This window comes from Dyella marensis (assembly GCF_049532885.1).
GTDB lineage: Bacteria > Pseudomonadota > Gammaproteobacteria > Xanthomonadales > Rhodanobacteraceae > Dyella_D > Dyella_D marensis.
Genome location: NZ_CP064029.1, coordinates 5,218,668 through 5,236,200 on the forward strand (window position 1 = coordinate 5,218,668; position 17,533 = coordinate 5,236,200).

General features: G+C 68.2%; 15 protein-coding genes. 6 read left to right on the forward strand and 9 right to left on the reverse strand.

The annotated features are described in order from the left end of the window. Positions 1–422: 422 nt before the first annotated feature. On the reverse strand, positions 423–1,730 hold the full coding sequence (drt2, locus tag ISN75_RS22855; RefSeq protein ID WP_423385111.1) for an antiviral reverse transcriptase Drt2: 1,308 nt from the start codon (positions 1,728–1,730) through the stop codon (positions 423–425). A 695-nt stretch (positions 1,731–2,425) separates the two neighbouring features. Between drt2 and ISN75_RS22860 the strand changes: the two genes are divergently transcribed. Genes ISN75_RS22860 through ISN75_RS22870 form a run of 3 tightly spaced genes read left to right on the forward strand, consistent with a single transcriptional unit; the run spans position 2,426 to position 5,293 of the window. Next, positions 2,426–3,433 (forward strand): two-component system sensor histidine kinase NtrB, encoded by a 1,008-nt coding sequence (locus ISN75_RS22860; protein WP_167252796.1) that lies wholly within the window; start codon positions 2,426–2,428, stop codon positions 3,431–3,433. Next, on the forward strand, positions 3,426–4,814 hold the full coding sequence (ntrC, locus tag ISN75_RS22865; protein WP_167252795.1) for a nitrogen regulation protein NR(I): 1,389 nt from the start codon (positions 3,426–3,428) through the stop codon (positions 4,812–4,814). The genes ISN75_RS22860 and ntrC overlap by 8 nt, the downstream gene beginning before the upstream one ends. Positions 4,815–4,843: 29 nt before the next feature. Then, a complete protein-coding gene (locus ISN75_RS22870; RefSeq protein WP_167252794.1) occupies positions 4,844–5,293 on the forward strand; it encodes a GNAT family N-acetyltransferase in 450 nt (149 codons plus the stop codon). Positions 5,294–5,545: 252 nt separating this feature from the next. On the opposite strand, the gene ISN75_RS22875 is transcribed toward ISN75_RS22870, so the two are convergent. Beyond that, a complete protein-coding gene (locus tag ISN75_RS22875; RefSeq protein ID WP_167252793.1) occupies positions 5,546–8,017 on the reverse strand; it encodes a sensor domain-containing protein in 2,472 nt (823 codons plus the stop codon). A gap of 148 nt (positions 8,018–8,165) precedes the next feature. Next, positions 8,166–9,308, reverse strand: coding sequence for a hypothetical protein (locus ISN75_RS22880; RefSeq protein ID WP_343820347.1), 1,143 nt, complete (start codon positions 9,306–9,308; stop codon positions 8,166–8,168). Positions 9,309–9,425: 117 nt separating this feature from the next. On the opposite strand from ISN75_RS22880, the gene ISN75_RS22885 reads away from it, so the two are divergent. Together ISN75_RS22885 and ISN75_RS22890 are read left to right on the forward strand one after the other, a co-directional pair. Continuing rightward, positions 9,426–10,709, forward strand: coding sequence for an acetyl-CoA C-acetyltransferase (locus tag ISN75_RS22885; RefSeq protein WP_168648868.1), 1,284 nt, complete (start codon positions 9,426–9,428; stop codon positions 10,707–10,709). Positions 10,710–10,718: 9 nt separating this feature from the next. Further along, complete coding sequence (locus tag ISN75_RS22890) at positions 10,719–11,243, forward strand: energy transducer TonB (RefSeq protein WP_343820345.1); 525 nt, start codon at positions 10,719–10,721, stop codon at positions 11,241–11,243. Positions 11,244–11,258: 15 nt separating this feature from the next. On the opposite strand, the gene ISN75_RS22895 is transcribed toward ISN75_RS22890, so the two are convergent. From ISN75_RS22895 to ISN75_RS22915, 5 genes are all read right to left on the reverse strand, one after another. Then, positions 11,259–13,163, reverse strand: coding sequence for a phospholipase D-like domain-containing protein (locus ISN75_RS22895; protein ID WP_168648870.1), 1,905 nt, complete (start codon positions 13,161–13,163; stop codon positions 11,259–11,261). Positions 13,164–13,240: 77 nt separating this feature from the next. Further along, positions 13,241–13,855, reverse strand: a complete 615-nt coding sequence (locus ISN75_RS22900) for a YceI family protein (RefSeq protein WP_168648871.1) — start codon at positions 13,853–13,855, stop codon at positions 13,241–13,243. Next, entirely contained in the window at positions 13,852–14,340 is a 489-nt protein-coding gene (locus ISN75_RS22905; RefSeq protein WP_167252787.1) for a SixA phosphatase family protein, read from the reverse strand. The genes ISN75_RS22900 and ISN75_RS22905 overlap by 4 nt, the downstream gene beginning before the upstream one ends. A gap of 25 nt (positions 14,341–14,365) precedes the next feature. Continuing rightward, positions 14,366–15,001, reverse strand: a complete 636-nt coding sequence (locus tag ISN75_RS22910) for a ParA family protein (protein WP_343820341.1) — start codon at positions 14,999–15,001, stop codon at positions 14,366–14,368. 80 nt (positions 15,002–15,081) lie between these two features. Then, entirely contained in the window at positions 15,082–16,128 is a 1,047-nt protein-coding gene (locus ISN75_RS22915) for a hypothetical protein (protein ID WP_343820339.1), read from the reverse strand. Between the two features lie 189 nt (positions 16,129–16,317). Between ISN75_RS22915 and ISN75_RS22920 the strand changes: the two genes are divergently transcribed. Next, on the forward strand, positions 16,318–16,515 hold the full coding sequence (locus ISN75_RS22920) for an antitermination protein NusB (protein WP_167252784.1): 198 nt from the start codon (positions 16,318–16,320) through the stop codon (positions 16,513–16,515). 64 nt (positions 16,516–16,579) lie between these two features. Here ISN75_RS22920 and speE read toward each other — a convergent pair whose 3' ends face one another. Next, positions 16,580–17,431, reverse strand: a complete 852-nt coding sequence (gene speE / locus ISN75_RS22925) for a polyamine aminopropyltransferase (RefSeq protein WP_214572727.1) — start codon at positions 17,429–17,431, stop codon at positions 16,580–16,582. Between the last annotated feature and the right edge of the window lie 102 nt (positions 17,432–17,533).

Consider the following 17,533-nt stretch of genomic DNA (forward strand, 5'->3'; position numbering starts at 1 on the left):
CATGTATTCCAGAGAATTGGTCGACGCCATCCGCCTGACGGCTGCTCAGCATGGGCTCCGCATCCCAATGACGAGAGGTCGATACCTGATCTCGTTGTTGCTAGTGGGGCGACATTATAGCGCCGCGATTGCTGCGGTCCGTGCCGGCAATATCCCATCAATCAACATAGAAACTGATCGGGTCACAGGATTGCGTCTTCAATATGGAACAATAGTCGATGATCTTATGCGATTCATCGAATCGCATTTGAGGCAGCCCCATTGATGATCGAGATGGACGTCGTCGCCAGGGATCATGGAGGAACAAGTTTACAAAACCCGACAAGGCGGCTTTGGGAGTATTACTGACTACGGTCTGTTGATGGTTTCGCGGAATCCCTTGATGCGTTTCTTGCTCATCCCTATACGCGCTCGCTCATGAATCAATCCGCTTCGCTGACTCGTCCAATAGCTTCATCAATGGCGCGTGCGCGGCGTGATATCTGTTTGCCTATTGCCTCGCTCTGGGTGAGGCCAGCGGCGCGGGTTGCGTAGGTCACAAAATTCCTCGGTCCTACATATAGGTAGGACCGATTGAGCTTCCCTCGTTTGATTGGAACCGAGGCAACAGGGACACCTTTCATGCGCGCAGCCTTGGTGCGAGCACGGTGTGCCTGACGAACACCTTGGCGCATACGACTGTAGAACTTAGCAACGCCCCCATTCCGAAGTCGAACTTTTCGCCCATCGAAGGTGAGCCCAAGATACTGCAGGGCTGGCTTCGTCACTGTCCCCGGTAGGCCGAAGTAACACTCTTCAAGCTTCTCAGGCTGTACTTCCAGCTTGATCGAAGCGACAAGCGCTTCTACATAGGCCTTTGCTTCGACGGCATGCTGCGGCGGCACGATGCATAACACATCATCGCAATAGCGGCGGTAGAGTCCGCCCCAAGCCTTGATTTTTTCGCTGAGCATGCGATCGAAGTCAAGCATGTAGATATTTGACAGCACTGCGCTGATTGGGGTTCCTTGAGGAATGCCCTTGTCGAGCAAGTGCCTATTTAGGTGGTTTCCGCGGACGACCTTGTTTCGAAATTCCAAAGCGCTGCATATGCGTGTCCGCCCGGACGCCTTGGGGGCATACGGACTGATTCCAAACATTGCATAAAGTGTGACCTGCCATACCCACGTATAACGCGTAAGCGACCGAAACAACGCGTAGTGATCCGCCGGTAGCGAACGTTCGTCGAGGATGTCGGCCCACCTGTCCCGCAGGATCCGATGGTCAAGATTGTCAAAAAAACCACTGATATCGTAAGCGAGTGCTACGCAAGGACGTATCAAGTCAATCCATTCAAAAGCCTCGCGGGCGAAGTGGATGTTGCAGCGTCCATCTCCCGTTCGAAATGCCGTGACGACATCGCTAAGGCCAAGTAACTCTAAGCGATGCTCGTACTGCCTAGTAAGCGCGGCAGCGTAGAACGCATACAGCGCTGCATCACGATGGGAGGCGTAGCTAATGGGGCGCTTCTTCTCTTTCGGTATGAACACATTGCCCTGGCGTTTGATCTTACGAGTCACCTTGACCCGCGTGATCATGGGCAAGAACTGCCACCTGGCAACTTGAGCAGGGTCGGCGACGGCCGCCGCAATGACGCTTCGTCGGGGCGGCTCATCCAGATGAAGATAGGACCTGACTCGAAGCGGGTCGTTGCTCATAGTTAGCTGAGGGGGAGGGCCGCGGCTGCCCATACTAGCCCCCTCAGCTTCCGGAATCCCGAGGGACCCTCGACAGGGCGTAGCCCTGTCACCGCTGGTGTAATCACACTGGTATTAAACTGCTCACTGAGGATCACTCGCGTGGACATCACTGCCCAACTCGTTGCTGCTCAGCTGCTCGGATCAATGTGGATCGGCGGCCGGGAGTCCCGGACGACGATTGACATCGTAATGAGCGCCCACACCGCTCCAGCTTGGTGTGGTCCGATTCTTTTGGTGGCAGGCCCGGAGATTTTCAAGAGTCCTAATGTGCAGTCAGATTTGCCGGCTCGTCGCGGGAATCCGCTTTGAGAGCCGAGCCCCTCTTGCTAATCATGAAACTGCTTTCGCAATAATCGCCATGGAATGCAGTTGGGTGGCAACTAGGGACTGCGCCGAGTTCGCCCCACTAGACGCAGAACCGTTTGGCGCTTGGAATAAACACACTTTGGCTCGGTATTCACCGGCGGCAGCCAAGCCAATTGGCCATATGTCTTTGATTTATATATGGATGTACATGCTTTGCCCCGTCTTAGGGGGCAATGTGCGTTTGGATAGGTCCCTTCTTGCACAAACTATGGCCCGCTAGTCGGTACCGACTATGCGACTATGAACACCGCCGAGGCCCTTTCGGCCTGAGCGCATCGCCGCCATTTGCACCAGACCAAGGCATTGTCCATGATGGTGCAATGGACACGGCATCCTGGCGGGCCTGGGCGGAACCGATGTCGACCGGGCTGGCCCTGGTCGACGCGGGGCTGCGGGTGCTGTGGATCAATCCCGCGCTGGCGGAGTGGTTGGATACCGGGCCGCGCAGCGCGGCCGGGCAGCCGCTGGGTTTGCTGCTGCATGAGCCGGACTGGTTCGCCCAGGCCGGGCGCGCGCTGACCGAACAGCGGGCGGTGCAGTTGCGTGGCGTGGCGCTGCGCACGGCGCGCGGGCGCGAATGGCCGGCCGACGTGGCGCTGCAGCCGGTGGACGGCGGGCTGCTGCTCGAAGTGCATGTGCTGGCGCCGGCCGCACCGGCTTCGTCGCCGCTGTCGGCGACGCTGCGCGGCTTTGCGCACGAAGTGAAGAACCCGCTCGCCGGCCTGCGCGGCGCGGCGCAGCTGCTGCAGCGGCGGGTGGCGGATGAGGACCTCAAGGCGCTGGCGGGACTGGTGATCGCCGAGGCCGACCGCCTCGCCTCGCTGGCCAACCGCCTGCTGCATCACGACGGCGCGCCGCGACTGGGCCCGGTGAATATCCACGAGCAGCTCGAATGGCTGGCGGATCTGCTGCAGGCCGAGCCCGAGCCGCCGCAGCTGCGCCACGACTACGACCCCAGCCTGCCCGACGTGAAAGGCGACGCCGAGCGCCTGCAGCAGGTGCTGCTGAACCTGGCGCGCAATGCGGTGGAAGCCGGCGCGCGCACGCTCACCCTGCGCACGCGCGTCGAGCACGGCCTGCGCGTGGGCGAGCGCATGCTGCGCACCGCGCTGCGCGTGGACGTGGCCGACGACGGCCCGGGCGTGCCCGCCGCGCTGCGCGACACCTTGTTCGAACCGCTGGTCTCCGGGCGTGCCGACGGCAGCGGCCTGGGGCTGGCCCTGGCGCGCGAGATCGCGCGCGAGCACGGCGGCGAGCTGCGCTATGCCAGCCGGCCGGGCGAGACGGTGTTTTCGCTGTACCTGCCGCTGGAGCGCACGCATGAGTGAGGAAATCTGGATCGCCGACGACGACCGCGGCGTGCGCTTCGTGCTGGCCGAGGCGCTGCGCGACGCGGGACTGGCGGTGCGCGAGTTCGGCGATGCGGAATCGGTGCGCGACGCCTTGCGCGATGCGCGGCCGGCCCTGCTGGTCACCGACGTGCGCATGCCGGGCGAGGACGGGCTGGCGCTGATCAACGATCTGAAGGCGCGCGGCATCGGGCCGGTGATCGTGATGAGCGCCTTTACCGACGTGGCGACGACGGCCGCGGCGTATCGCGCGGGCGCCGCCGACTACCTGGCCAAACCGTTCGACCTCGATCAGGCCGTGGCCGCGGTGCAGCGCGCGCTGGCCGATGTACCGGTCAGCGCCGCGCCGCCTCCGGCGCCGATCGTCCCCGCCCACGCACTGCTCGGTGAAAGCCCGGCGATGCGCGAAGTGTTTCGCCTGATCGGCCGTGTCGCGGCCAGCGAACTGAATGTGCTGATCACCGGCGAGACCGGCACCGGCAAGGAACTGGTGGCGCGCGCGCTGCACGAGGAAAGCGCGCGGCGCGATCGGCCCTTCGTCGCGCTCAACACGGCGGCGATTCCCAGCGAGCTGCTGGAAAGCGAACTGTTCGGCCACGAAGCCGGCGCCTTCACCGGCGCCACGCGCCGCTACGCCGGCCGCTTCGAACAGGCCGAAGGCGGCACGCTGTTCCTGGACGAGATCGGCGACATGCCGCTGGCGCTGCAGACGCGCCTGCTGCGCGTGCTGGCCGGCGGCGAGTTCTATCGCGTGGGCGGGCGCGAGCTGATCCGCGGCAACGTGCGCATCGTGGCGGCCACGCATCAGGATCTGGATGCGCGCGTCGCGGCGGGCCTGTTCCGCGCGGACCTCAAGCATCGCCTGGACGTGGTGCGCATCGAGCTGCCGCCGCTGCGCCAGCGCCGCGCGGATATTCCGCTGCTGGCGCAGCATTTCCTCGCCGCGGCGGCGCGCGAACTGAAGCTGCCGCCGAAGCGTTTTGCCAAGGCCGCGCTGAAAGCGGTGGCGCAGCGCGATTTCCCGGGCAATGTGCGCGAGCTGGAAAACCTGTGCCGCCGCCTGGCGGTCATCGCGCCCGGCGCGGAAATCCTGCCGGCCGATCTGGGCGGCGCGCCTGCCGTGCCCGCGCTGGGCGACTGGACGGATGCGCTGCGCGAATGGGCCGCGCAGGCGCTGGCCGATGGCGAGAGCGACATCCACGCGCGCGCCCGCGATGCGATGGATCACACCTTGATGCAGGCCGCGCTGGCCGTGCACGGTGGCCATCGCCAGAACGCGGCGGCCGCACTCGGCGTCGGCCGCAATACCTTGACGCGCAAGCTCGGCGCCTCGCGCACGCGGCGGCCGTCGCGGCCTTGAGCATTCACGATCACAGCGGAGTTCCAGCCATGTCGCTCACCGTCCGGGCCGCCCAGCGCGGCGATATCCATCACATCGCCAGCTGGAACCAGGCGATGGCCTGGGAGACCGAAAGCAAGCGGCTGGACCCCGAGGTATTGGCGCGCGGCGTGGCGGCGGTGTTCGACGAACCGCGGCGCGGCTTCTACCTGGTGGCCGAGCGCGACGGCGAGCCGGTGGGTTGCCTGCTGGTCACCTATGAGTGGAGCGACTGGCGCTGCGGGGATTTCTTCTGGATCCAGAGCGTGTACGTGACCGCATCCGCGCGGCGCGGAGGCGTGTTCCGTGCGATGTACGAAGCGGTGGTGGCACGTGCGCGCGAGGCTCGCGCGGTGGGTGTGCGGCTCTATGTGGAGACGGAGAACGAGCGTGCGCAGCGGACGTATGCGGGGTTGGGGATGGAGCGGTGCCACTACTTCATGTACGAGGCGGGCTTCTGAAAGCTCGTCATTCCGGCGCAGGCCGGAATCCAGTGGCGACGGTGTCCGATTTTCGCGAAAGCGGCTGAGCAGGCTCTTCGCGAAAACCCGGCGATACCGTTACTGGATTCCGGCCTGCGCCGGAATGACGAGCTAATGCAGCGGCGTAGGTTGGGGTGAGCCGCAGGCGAACCCCAACACAGCCAGGCCGGAGCGCACCGCATCGTTGGGGTTCGCCCAGGGCTCACCCCAACCTGCATCGGTCTTCGGGTTTCAGGCCGGCACCAGCAAGCGTTCGAACTCCACCGCCGGCATCGGCGCGCCGTACAGGAAACCCTGCAGCAGCCGGCAGCCGGCCTGGCGCAGATAATCCGCCTGCTCCGGCGTTTCCACGCCTTCGGCCACCACGCTCATCTCCAGGCTTTGCGCCATGGTGATGATGGCGTCGGCGATCGCCGCGCTGTCGGTATCCGTCGCCACGTCGCGCACGAACGCGCGCGGGATCTTCAGCACGTCGATGGGAAAGTGCTTGAGGTAGGACAGGCTGCTGTAGCCCGTGCCGAAATCGTCCAGCGCCAGGCTCACGCCCAGCTCCTTCAGCTGCTGCATCAGCGCGCGGCTGTGGTCGCCGCCGGCCATCACCATGCGCTCGGTCAGTTCCAGCTCGATCATGCCGGGCGGCAGGCCGCTCTCGCGCAGGATCTCGCGCAGCACGTCGTGGAAGCCCGGTTGCAGGAACTGCGGCGGCGCCACGTTCACCGCGATCGACACGCTGCGGCCGGAGCGATGCCAGGCGGCGGCCTGCTGGCAGGCCTGCTGCAGCGCCCAGCGGCCGAGCGGGCCGATCAGGCCGCTTTCCTCAGCCACCGGCACGAACTGGTCGGGGCGGTAGACGTCGTGGCCGTCCACCTGCCAGCGCAGCAGCGCCTCGGCACCGACCACCACGCCGGTGAGCGCGTCCACCTTCGGCTGGTAATGCAGCTGCAGGTCGCCGCGGCGCATGGCGGTGCGCAGGTCGCGCTCGATGCGCATCTGCGCCGCGGGGCGCTCGGTCATCGCCGCGGTGAACAGCCGGTAGCTGTTGCGGCCCTGCATCTTGGCTTCGTACATGGCGGTGTCGGCGTGGCGGATCAGCGCCTCGGCGTCGTCCGCATCGTCCGGATACAGGCTGATGCCGGCGCTGAAGCCCAGCGCCAGCTCGGCCAGCTCGTGCGGCGGGTGCTCGTGCCAGCGGCGCATCAGCAGCTCGCAGGTCTTGGCCGCGTCGCCGGCGCTGTCCACGTGCGGCAGCACCACCATGAACTCGTCGCCGGCGGTGCGGCTGACGATATGGTCGCCGCCGAGCAGGCCGCGCAGGTGCGCGGCGAACAGGCGCAGCAGTTGGTCGCCGGTCTGGTGGCCGAGCGAATCGTTGATGTGCTTGAAGTGATCCAGGTTGATGAAGATCAGCGCGGCGCGCCCGTGGCGGCGGCGCGCCGCGGCGATCACCTGGGCCAGCCGCGCCTGCAGCAGGTGCCGGTTCGGCAGGCCGGTCAGCGTGTCGTGCTGGGCCATGTGCGCCATCTTCAGCACCAGCGCGCGGGTGGCGCTGACGTCATGGAACACCAGCACGCCGCCGATCACGTTGCCCGCGTGGTCGTGGATGGACGCCGCCGAATCCTCGATCGGCGTGCGGAAGCCGTTGCGGTGCACCAGCATGGCGTTGCCGCGCAGTTCGACGATGGTGTCGCGGCCGATCGCCTCGCGCAGCGGGTTGCGCAGCAGTTCGCCGCTGTCGCCGTCGAGCAGGCGGAACACGTCTTCGATCGCGCGGCCCAGCGCCTCGGCGTGGCTCCAGCCGGTCATCGCCTCGGCGATGGGGTTGAGCGAGGTGACGCGCAGCTGCAGGTCGGTGGTGATCACCGCATCGCCGATCGAGCGCAGGGTGACCTCGGCCAGTTCGCGCTCGCGGAACAGCGCTTCCTCGTAGGCCTTGCGCTGGCTGATATCCTGGATCTGCGCCACCGCGTGGAACGGCGTGCCGTCCGGTGCGCGCACCAGCGACACGGTCAGCAGCACGTGCACCACGTGGCCGTCGCGGTGGAAGTAGCGCTTCTCCAGCTGGTAGGAATCGCGCTTGCCTTCCATCAGCTCGGTGGCCAGCTGGAAGCTCTTGGCCACGTCGTCGGGGTGGGTGATGTCGCGGATATTGAGCTGCAGCAGCTCCGGCTCGCGGTAGCCCAGCATGTGGCACAGCGCGGCGTTGACGCGCAGCAGGCGGCCGTCCGGCGCGACCAGGCCCATGCCGATGGCGGCATGCTGGAAGGCGCCGAAGAAGCGCTGCTCGCTCTCGCGCAGGCGGGTTTCCAGCGCGTGGCGCTCGGTGATGTCGATCAGCACGGTGAAGATGCCGCAGACGGCGCCGTCGGCGTCGTAGTCCGGCTGGAAGCTGCCGTGCACGTAGCAGCGCGACTGGCCGGCGAACATCTCGCCTTCGTAGACGGAAGCGTGGCCGCGCAGGGCTTCTTCCAGGCAGGGGCCGGCGCGTTGCAGGCTGGCTTCGTCCAGCACTTCGGCCACGTGGCGGCCCTGCAGTTGCGCCGGGTCCACGCCCAGCCAGGACTGGTGCGCGGCGTTGGCGAAGCGGATGCGCAGCTCGCGGTCGATGTAGGCGATCAGCGCCGGCGCGCCGTGCACGACACGAGCGGCCCAATCGGGCTCGGACGACGCCGGCCCGGTCGGTCGATCGGGTTCGATCCGCTGCATGCCCATACCGCCCGTCCATCCACCCCTGTAGGACGCTAGAGATCGCATGATGCGCCAAGTCGCAGCGGGTGGGCAGTAGGCGGCGACCCCGATAAGGTGAAGGAAATGTCTAAGCCGCCGTACTTTTCTGAAGCGTGCCTTGCGGGCCTCAGTGCAGCGGTTCGGCCGGCGCGCCCAGGCGGCCGGACTCATCCAGCACGATGCGCCCCAGGGCATGCAGCTCGGCGGCGATGCCGCTGCGCTCGGCCAGCGCGGCGACCAGCGGACCCAGTGCGCGCGGCTGCAGCGGATAGCCATTGGCCAGCACGCGTGCGCGGCCGTTCTCGCCGCGCTGGGCCAGGGTCACCGCGATCACGCCCAGGCCCGGCGCCTCGTGCGCATGCAGGCGCGCCTCGCCGTAGGCCGGGTCGAGCGCACCGAACACTTCCAGCAGATAACCGGGCTCGGCCGCGGTGGCGGTGGCATCGATCGATTCGAGCGCTTGCGGAATGCGATGGGCATCGAGCAAGGCGGCGTACTGGCGCAGCTCGAACACGATGCCGGCCAGCTCATGCGTGCGTTGTGCCGGCTCGATCGCCTGCGCCGCGGCCCAGTCGGCCGGCGACTGGATCCACACCTTGCCCTCGGTATAGCGCAGCGCCAGGCCGCGGGCGGTGAGGGTGGCTTCCTCGCGGTAGGGCGTGAGCAGCGCGCATTCCAGCAGCGACCACAGCGCGGCGAGGTTGACGTGCTCGTACTGCACGCAAGTCATGGCCAGCAGGTCGTTGCGGCTGAGGTACCGCGCATGTTCCAGGCGCACACCCAGCGTGCGCATCAGCCAGTCCGAGCTGCGCGCGCCGGCTTCGCCGCGGCCGACCAGTTCCACTTCCAGGCGCTCGGCCAGTTCCTCGGCCAGCGCCTCGGGGGCGAGCAGGCTCAGCGGCAGCAGGCGCATCGGGCCGTCGGCGTAGCCGCGTTCCGGCTCCAGCGGCTGGGCCGGCATGTGGCCGTCGTGGGTGCCGAAGGCGACCACGTTGTCCAGGTGGCCGCGCGGCGCGCGGCGGGCCAGCTCGTCCAGCGTGGCCCAGACGGGAAAGCCGGGGCGCAGCAGTTCCACCGCGTCGAACAGCGCCCCGGCTACGGCCAGGCGGCACTGCTCCACCTGCGGCACCAGCGCGTGCAGGTCGGCGGCGGCCAGGGCGGCCAGTTCGGCGGCTTCGTCGCGGCTCAGCGTGAGGCGGTCCGGCGTCTCGCCGGGCGACAGCTCCAGCGCGAGCACGATGGGCAGGGCGACCAGCGACGAGGCTTCCACGTGGGCGAATCCGAACGGCAAAGAACCAGGAGTCTAGCATTCACTTAACACGGGCTTTCGCGCGCTGGCGGGGCGCGCTAGCCTTGAACGCTCGGCCCGGCAGGAACCTTCTAGGACATGGACAACACCTCCAAGCGCGTCGGTGTGATCGGCGGCATCCGCATTCCCTTCTGCCGCAACAACACCGCGTATGCCGACGTCGGCAATTTCGGCATGTCGGTCAAGGTGCTCGGCGCCCTGGTCGAACGCTTCCGCCTGCATGGCGAGGAGCTGGGCGAAGTGGCGATGGGCGCGGTGATCAAGCATTCCTCGGAATGGAACCTGGCGCGCGAGGCGGTGCTGTCCTCGGGCCTGGCGCCGACCACCCCCGGCATCACCACGGCGCGCGCCTGCGGCACCTCGCTGGACAACGCCATCATCATCGCCAACAAGATCGCCACCGGGCAGATCGAGGCCGGCATCGCCGGCGGCTCGGACACCACCAGCGACGTGCCGATCGTGCTGGGCGAGCGCTTCCGCAAGCGCCTGCTGGCGATCAACCGCGCCAAGGGCTGGCAGGACAAGATGGCCGCCTTCACCCGCGGCTTCTCGCTGAAGGAACTCAAGCCCTCCTTCCCCGGCGTGGCCGAGCCGCGCACCGGCATGTCGATGGGCGACCACTGCGAGCGCATGGCCAAGGAATGGCATATCGGCCGCGAGCCGCAGGACCGCCTGGCGCTGGAAAGCCACCAGAAGCTGGCCGCGGCCTACGAGGCCGGTTTCTTCGACGACCTGGTGGTGCCGTTCCGCGGCCTGAAGCGCGACGGCTTCCTGCGTCCGGACTCCACCATGGAGAAGCTCGGCACGCTCAAGCCCGCGTTCGACAAGATCTCCGGCCACGGCACGCTCACCGCCGGCAATTCCACCGGCCTTTCCGACGGCGCCGCCGCGGTGCTGCTGGGCAACGACGAATGGGCGGCCAGGCGCGGCCTGAAGGTGCAGGCGTATTTCCTCGACGCGGAAGTGGCGGCGGTGGACTTCGTGCACGGCGAGGGCCTGCTGATGGCGCCCACCGTGGCGGTGCCGCGCATGCTGGCGCGCCATGGGCTGAGCCTGCAGGACTTCGACTTCTACGAGATCCACGAAGCCTTCGCCGCCCAGGTGCTGTGCACGCTGCGCGCGTGGGAGAGCGAAACCTACTGCCGCAACCGCCTCGGGCTGGACCAGCCGCTGGGCAGCATCGACCCGGCCAAGCTCAACGTGCACGGCTCCAGCCTCGCCGTGGGCCACCCGTTCGCCGCCACCGGCGCGCGCATCATCGCCACCCTGGCCAAGCTGCTGGAAGAGAAGGGTTCGGGCCGCGGCCTGATCTCGATCTGCACCGCCGGCGGCATGGGCGTCACCGCCATCCTCGAGCGCTGAGGCACCGCCATGTTCCGCCTGCGCACCACCACCACCCTGAGCCTGCTGGCGCTGGCCGTGGGCGTGGCCGGTACCGCATGGCTGAGCGAACAGACCGCAGGCTGGAAGGGGCCGGAGCGGATCGCCGCCAGGCGCGCCGCCGCACCGGCCGTGCCGGCGCATCCACGCCTGGCTGCCGTGCCGCGGCGTCCCGCCCATGCCGTGCATCTGCCGCCGGTGGATGCCGAGCAGGCCATCGCCGCACCGGCGGCCGTAGACACGCCGACGCTGACGCCCATCGAGATGCCGCAGGCGCCCAGCTCGATCTTCAGCCGCCGCGTCGCGCGCGCCGGCCTGGTGGTGCTGCATCTCTCGGTCGACGGCCAGGGCCATGTCACGCACGCCACGGTGGACCAGTCCAGCGGCGATCCGGCCCTGGACCAGGAGGCCGTGCAGACCGTGCAGGGCTGGCGCTTCGCCGTGCCGGCCGACCACCCCGAAGGCCTCAGCGGCAACCTGCCGATGCGCTTCGCCGCGGACGACCGCCAGGCCTGATCCGGCCTCGCCCGATCAAAGAATCCCGTTGGCCCCGGCGCCGAACGCCGTCAGCAGGCGCGTGTAGATCAGCTTGGGCGGGCTGGCCACTTCCGGGAAATCGCCCACCGCCTCGTAGCAGCTGAAGAAGTTCGGGTCGCTCGGCCGCATCGGCGTGCAGCCCTGCTTGAGCTGATAGCTGGTGGCGTAGCGGTACGGCCAGAAATCGAACAGCGGCAGGGCGGCGGAGATGTCGCCGATGGCGGCGCTCAGGTCCGACAGCAACGGAATGGAGCGCTGGCGCGGTCCGATCACCCAGGCGTTCTCCGGCTCGGTCTCGCGCATGATCGCCGTGCGCAGCTGCTGTGCGAAGGCGGCGTCGTACACGATCACGCCGGCCTCGGTGTTGTAGTGGTCCGAGCGCGGGTCGAAGTTGTGCGAGCCGACCATGGCGAAGCGGTCGTCCACCACGATGGACTTGGCATGCAGGCCGAAGCGCCGGCCCGCGCTGAGCAGCGGCGCCGGCCGGTTGCGCTTGCCGCCGCGGCCGAGCAGGGTGCGCGCCTCCACGCCCACGTAGCGGCGCTTGCTGGCTGGCTTGCCGGCGGTGGGTCTGGCATCGCTGGCGGTGTCGTCGTCGGGGCCGTCGTCCGAGCTGGCCCAGGCGTTGTCCTGCGCGGGGCCGAGCGCGCGCGGCTTCAGTTCGTAGATCTCGAAGCCGTATTCCTTGAGATAGCGCTTGCGGTGCTTGTACGACATCGCATACACCGCGAACGCGTCGGTGGAGGCCAGCGAATTGGTGGAGACCACGATGCGCGGCGGCGCGTCCTGCTTCTGCAGCCGGTCGAAGATCTTCCGCGCGCGCTTGCTCATTACGAGGTAGGGCGTCTGCAGCACCACTTCCTGCTTGGCCGAGCCGACCATGCGCATCACGTTGGCGGTGAATTCGCGGGCGGCGCGTTCGCGCGGCTGGTCGGTCTTGGCCGGCAGGTCGCTGAAGAATTCCACCGGCGCGGTGGTGCGCAGGGTGGGCGCCACCAGGTATTCGTCCAGCCAGTCCGGGTCGTCGGCTTCTTCCTGCACGCGCGCCACGCGCTGCGGGTGCAGGTACACCGGCTCGCGCCAGGGCGAGGGCGTGCCGTCGACAAGCAAGCGATAGATGTCGCGCAGATGAGTCAGCGGCACCGAGCGCTTGTGCGCCCAGAAACGCTCGAAGGTCTCACCCATCGCCTGCGCGGCGGGGCCGCCGACCATCACGTCGCGGTCGACGTAGTCGAAGTCGTTGTCCCAGTCGAAATAGCGGTCCTGGTAGTTGCGCCCGCCGGTGATGCCGATGCTGTTGTCCACCAGCAGGATCTTGTTGTGCATGCGCTGGTTGAACTTGTAGAAGCAGCACACGATGCCGGCGGCGAATTCCAGCGGCGAGGTTTCCGACTTGTGGAAGGTCGGGTTGTACAGCCGGATCTGCAGGTTCTCGTGCGCCCGCGCCAGGCGGGTCAGCCACACGCTGTCGTTGAAGGAGAACAGCTGGTCGGCCAGCACGCGCACCTTCACGCCGCGGCGCGCGGCGCGCACCAGTTCGTCCAGGATCAGCTGGCCGGCGTCGTCCTGGTCCCAGATGTAGATCTGGATGTCGATCGAGTGCTTCGCCGCGCGGATCAGGTTGATGCGCGCCACCATCGCCGGCTCGCTGTCGTTGAGCAGGGTGACCACGTGCACCGGCGCCTGCGCGGTGGAGGCGGCGATCGCGGCGCTGGCGGCATCCAGCAGGGGCGAGGCTTCGGCGCAGGCGGTGCCGGGGTTGTCGCAGTCGATCCGGTGGTCGGTCTGCGCGGCCACGATGGCGTCGGCACGGCGGATCTTCGCCGCCGACAGGCTGCATCCCGGCAGCAGGGTCGAGGCGAGCAGCAGAAGGAGAACGCACGTCCAGCGCGGTGACATTCCGCGATGATAAATAACCCCGGGGCATTCCGTCGCCGGTCCGCCAGCCGGCGCGCGGGCGCCGGGCCAGCGCGCGTTCATGACCCGCTGCTGGCGGGCGCGCGGTCGATGGCGATGACCAGCCCGAGGCGGACCTGGTCGGACAAGGCGGTGCGATGCCCGGTCATACCGAACTCGCTGCGCTGGATGTCGCCGCGCGCTTCGATGCGGCAGTCGCTGGGGTTGGTGAGGATGGACTCGTTCAGCGGACAGGGCGAGGGCAGCAGCTCGAAGCGTGCCGGCCGCGATATGCCGCGCAAGGTGAGCGTGCCGAACAGCTCGCCGCCATGTTCCAGCGCGGCCACCGGCACCGGCTCGGAGACGAAGTGGATGGTGGGGTAGCGCTCGGCGTCGAAGAATTCCGGCGCCATCACCCAGCGGCGGAAGCGCTCGGACGACATGCGGATGCTGTCCACCGCGATATGCGCGTCGACCACGGCCACGTCGCGCCGGGCGCTCAGGGTCACGTCGCCGTCGATGCGCTCGAAGCTGCCGGTGACCTGGGTGAGCCACAGCAGGCGCACGCCGAATTCGGCGTGCGAGCGGGCCGGGTCGATGCGGTAGTCGGCGGCGTGGAGCGAGGCGGCCGCGGCAGCGAGAACGAGGCAGGCGGCGGCGCGCTGGCCAGGCCAGCGGCGGCGCGGGCGGCTCACGGCGACCAGAAAGCTTCCAGGCGGGCGTGGCCCGGTTCGAAGCCCTCGTCCGAGTGGAACACCGCGATGCCGGCCGGCGGCATGCCGCGGTATTCGTCCGAACGTCCCTCGGCCAGCAGCGCGACGAGGCGCTCGATGCCCGGGTTGTGGCCGACCAGCAGCACCGAATCGGCGTCGCTGTGGTCGTCCAGCAGGGCCAGCAGCTCGCCCTGGGTGGCCTCGTAGATGTCTTCGCACAGCTCCGGCTCCGGCGCGCCGTTCACTTCGGCCAGCGCCAGCGTGGCGGTGGCGCGGGTGCGCTCGGAGGGCGAGCAGAGCACGCGGCTGGGCCGCTGCTGGCCATGCCGCTTCAGCCATTGCTCGAGCCAGCGGCCCGCGGCGCGGGCCTCCTGCTCGCCACGTCCGCTCAGGCGGCGGCCTAGGTCGTCGCCCCCGGGCTGCGAGGGCTGGGCTTCGGCGTGGCGCAACAGGATGAGTTCTCGCATGGACGGCTCCGGGACGGACGGTGAATTAATGCTGGCGCTTGATCCAGCGCAGGAGTTGTTTCCAGTCTTCCTGGTGGTTGCGCACCTGTTCGGAGGCATAGTCGAAGATGCCCTTGCCGAGCGCGGTGAGCAGCACGTAGGCCTGGCTGTCGCGCAGCTCGGCCACCAGCGGGAACGGCGCGTCGGCGGCGAGCCGCTCCATCGCGTCCTGGCTGGCGTGGGTCCACGGCTTGAGCCGGTTGCCGACCAGGCCCACCGGCAGCTTGCCGCGCTTGATGCGCGGGATCTCCCGGAGGTGGGCGAGGAAGTCCATGGTGGCGTCCATGTCGAAGCTGGACGGCAGCACCGGCACCAGCAGCACGCTGGCCTGTTCCAGGTAGGGTTCCAGCTCGCGCTCGTGCGAGCCGGCGGGTGTGTCGATCAGGGTGCGCTGGGTGTCCGCGGGCAGTTTCTCCAGCGCCTTGCGGCTGCCTTCCACGGCGAGCACGCCGGGAACGTTCTGTTCGGCGCGCCGCGCCGCCCAGCGGAAGCTGGAGCCTTGCCGGTCGACGTCCACGATGGCCGTGTGCTTGCCGTCCTGCGCCCAGTGCGAAGCCAGCTGGGTGACCAGCGTGCTCTTGCCGCAACCGCCCTTGCTGCTTGCCACCAGCACCGTCAGCATGCGCCGCCCCTTCGTTTCGAGGTGGGCCAAGGGTACACGGGAAGAGGGAACCGGCAACAGCGCGCCGCGTGCGCCAGTGCTCAGCCTTTCGCCTGCGCCTGCCCGGCGCCGGCCGGCTTCTGGCTGTCCCAGTCCGCCGGCGCATCCGTCGGGATCTTGTAGTCGCGCAACGCCGCCAGCACCAGGCTCATCTCGGTACCGCCGTTGCGCGCCAGCGCCAGCAGGTGCTGGGCCAGGGCCAGGTCGCCCTGCGCGCGGGCCGACAGCTGGGCGAAGTTCTGCACCTGCCAGACCAGGTTGCGGCGTGCGTGCCTGGCGTCTTCCTGCTGCGACGGATCGGCGGCCAGCACCTCGCGCAGATGCAGCCCCAGCGAGCGGGCCAGCGGGCTGGAACCCCACTCGAGCAGGCGGCCGAGCTTGAGGCAGTCCTCTTTCAGCGCGGCATCGTCGCCGGCGTTCTCGCACAGCCGCGAGGTGGCCTGCAGGCCCGGCTGCGGCTGGGTGGCGGCCATGCCGAAGACCAGGGTCAGCTCGACGCCGGCGGCGCCGGTGGGCGAGGACGGATCGATGGTCGCGGCTGGCGGCGGCAAGGTGCTGACGTTGGCGGCCAGGGCCTTGAGGCTGGTGCCGGTGTAGTCGTCGTAGAGCTTGGCGGCGGCGGCCTTGGCCAGGTCCTCGCGCGCGGCCTGGTCCTTGCCGTCGTGGTGGTCCTGGCCCAGCTTGAGCAGCCACACGGCGGCGTTGTCCGGCGCCTGCTGGGCCAGCGCGGCCAGCGCGTCGGCGTTGGGGCAGGCGTCGGCCTTGGCGTCGCAGTCGCTCAGGCGCAGCCAGGTCACGGCGGGGGTGGTGTCCTCGGCTTTGGATGCGCGCTCGATCAGGGTATGGAAGTCGTTGTACTTCGGCTGGTTGGGCAGCGGGCGGGCGAGCAGGGCGGCGCCGAGCAGGGGCATGGCGTCCGCGCGCGGGGCCAGCACGCTGATCAGGTCGCGCTGGAAGGCCAGCAGCGCGTCGTTGCGCGCATCGCCGGCCTTGGCGGGCACCGGCTTGGTGGAAGCCTGCTTGGCGGCGACCGGGGCGATCGACAGGACACCGGCCAGGCCCAAAGCGAGATAGCGCCATCCGCGCATGCTGTTCTCCATCCGCAAAACGAAGCGGCCAGCATACTTATTCAGCATTAAGCCTGCCTGATCCTGCGAACGCGCACGGCCGCCGCGCGCTTCCACGCTTGTTAGCATGGCCCTTCACCGATTCGGCCGCGCACCCGCGCGCCACCACTATGCTTCGGGCGCGCTCGCGCGCCGCGCACGGGAGAGACGATGGATCAGATAGCGATCATGGCCGACGGGCGAGCCCCCTGGTTCGTGGGCTGGGGCACCCTGGCGTTGATCAATGCGGGCCTGGCCCAGGGCAAGAATCGCAGCGGCCTGGTGTGGTTCCTGGTGTCGCTGCTGCTGGGGCCGATCGCGACCCTGGTGCTGGTGCTGCTGCCGAAGGTGCGTTCGACGCTGTTCTGAGTGTCCCCCCGGAAACGCAAAAACCCGCCCCGCGTGGCCGCGAGGCGGGTTGCAGGCGGCGGGCTTATTCGCCCAGCGCTTCCTTCATGAACTCCGGCATCGCCAGCGCGCCCTTGTGGATCTCGGCGTTGTAGTAGCGGGTGGGGAAGTTCTTGCTCAGCGCGCCGCGCTCGCGGAAGCCGGCCAGGTCGCCGCCCTTGCGCACCATGGTGCAGCTCCACCAGCCGGTGGGGTAGCAGGGCTGCGGGAACGGCAGGGTCTTCACCGCGCTGAAGCCGGCGGTGCGCATGGCCGAGCGCATCGACTTGATCAGTTCGATGTGCGCCAGCGGCGACTCGCTCTGCTGCACCAGGATGCCGCCGTGGCGCAGGGCCTTGTAGCAGCTGGCGTAGAAGGCGGCGTTGAACAGGCCTTCGGCGGGGCCGACCGGGTCGGTCGAGTCGACGATGATCAGGTCCAGCGATTCCGGCTCGGCCTCGGCCATGTACTTGATGCCGTCGATGAACAGCAGCTCGGCGCGCGGGTCGTGGTTGGCCTCGCACAGCTCGGGGAAGTACTGCTCGGCCAGGCGCGTGACGCGCTCGTCGATCTCCACCTGCACGGCCGATTCCACTTCCTCGTGCTTGAGCACTTCGCGCAGCGTGCCGCAATCGCCGCCGCCGATGATCACCACGCGCTTGGCGCGCGCATGGGTGAACAGCGCCGGGTGGGTCATCATCTCGTGGTAAAGGAAGTTGTCGCGGCTGGTCAGCATCACGCAGCCGTCGATCACCATCAGGTTGCCCCAGTCGGTGGTCTGGTAGATCTCGATGGTCTGGAACGGGGTTTTCTCGGCATGAAGCAGCTTCTCCACGCGGTAACCGATGGAGGAGCCGGAGGCCTGGTGGGCCTCGGTGAACCAGCTGGGCTGCGACATGGCGTGTGTTCCTGTTCCTGACGTCACGGTGGGCAAAGAGGCGCAATTGTAGCCGTTCCGGGCCCCGGCGTACCGGGCGCGGATGCCGCATGGTCACATTCG

What these genes read in the sequence shown, in the direction of transcription:
- drt2 (WP_423385111.1), bottom strand. Translation starts at nt 1,730, where the DNA reads ATGGGCAGCCGCGGCCCTCCCCCTCAGCTAACTATGAGCAACGACCCG.
- ISN75_RS22860 (WP_167252796.1), top strand. Translation starts at nt 2,426, where the DNA reads ATGGACACGGCATCCTGGCGGGCCTGGGCGGAACCGATGTCGACCGGG.
- ntrC (WP_167252795.1), top strand. Translation starts at nt 3,426, where the DNA reads ATGAGTGAGGAAATCTGGATCGCCGACGACGACCGCGGCGTGCGCTTC.
- ISN75_RS22870 (WP_167252794.1), top strand. Translation starts at nt 4,844, where the DNA reads ATGTCGCTCACCGTCCGGGCCGCCCAGCGCGGCGATATCCATCACATC.
- ISN75_RS22875 (WP_167252793.1), bottom strand. Translation starts at nt 8,017, where the DNA reads ATGCAGCGGATCGAACCCGATCGACCGACCGGGCCGGCGTCGTCCGAG.
- ISN75_RS22885 (WP_168648868.1), top strand. Translation starts at nt 9,426, where the DNA reads ATGGACAACACCTCCAAGCGCGTCGGTGTGATCGGCGGCATCCGCATT.
- ISN75_RS22890 (WP_343820345.1), top strand. Translation starts at nt 10,719, where the DNA reads ATGTTCCGCCTGCGCACCACCACCACCCTGAGCCTGCTGGCGCTGGCC.
- ISN75_RS22895 (WP_168648870.1), bottom strand. Translation starts at nt 13,163, where the DNA reads ATGTCACCGCGCTGGACGTGCGTTCTCCTTCTGCTGCTCGCCTCGACC.
- ISN75_RS22905 (WP_167252787.1), bottom strand. Translation starts at nt 14,340, where the DNA reads ATGCGAGAACTCATCCTGTTGCGCCACGCCGAAGCCCAGCCCTCGCAG.
- ISN75_RS22910 (WP_343820341.1), bottom strand. Translation starts at nt 15,001, where the DNA reads ATGCTGACGGTGCTGGTGGCAAGCAGCAAGGGCGGTTGCGGCAAGAGC.
- ISN75_RS22915 (WP_343820339.1), bottom strand. Translation starts at nt 16,128, where the DNA reads ATGCGCGGATGGCGCTATCTCGCTTTGGGCCTGGCCGGTGTCCTGTCG.
- ISN75_RS22920 (WP_167252784.1), top strand. Translation starts at nt 16,318, where the DNA reads ATGGATCAGATAGCGATCATGGCCGACGGGCGAGCCCCCTGGTTCGTG.
- speE (WP_214572727.1), bottom strand. Translation starts at nt 17,431, where the DNA reads ATGTCGCAGCCCAGCTGGTTCACCGAGGCCCACCAGGCCTCCGGCTCC.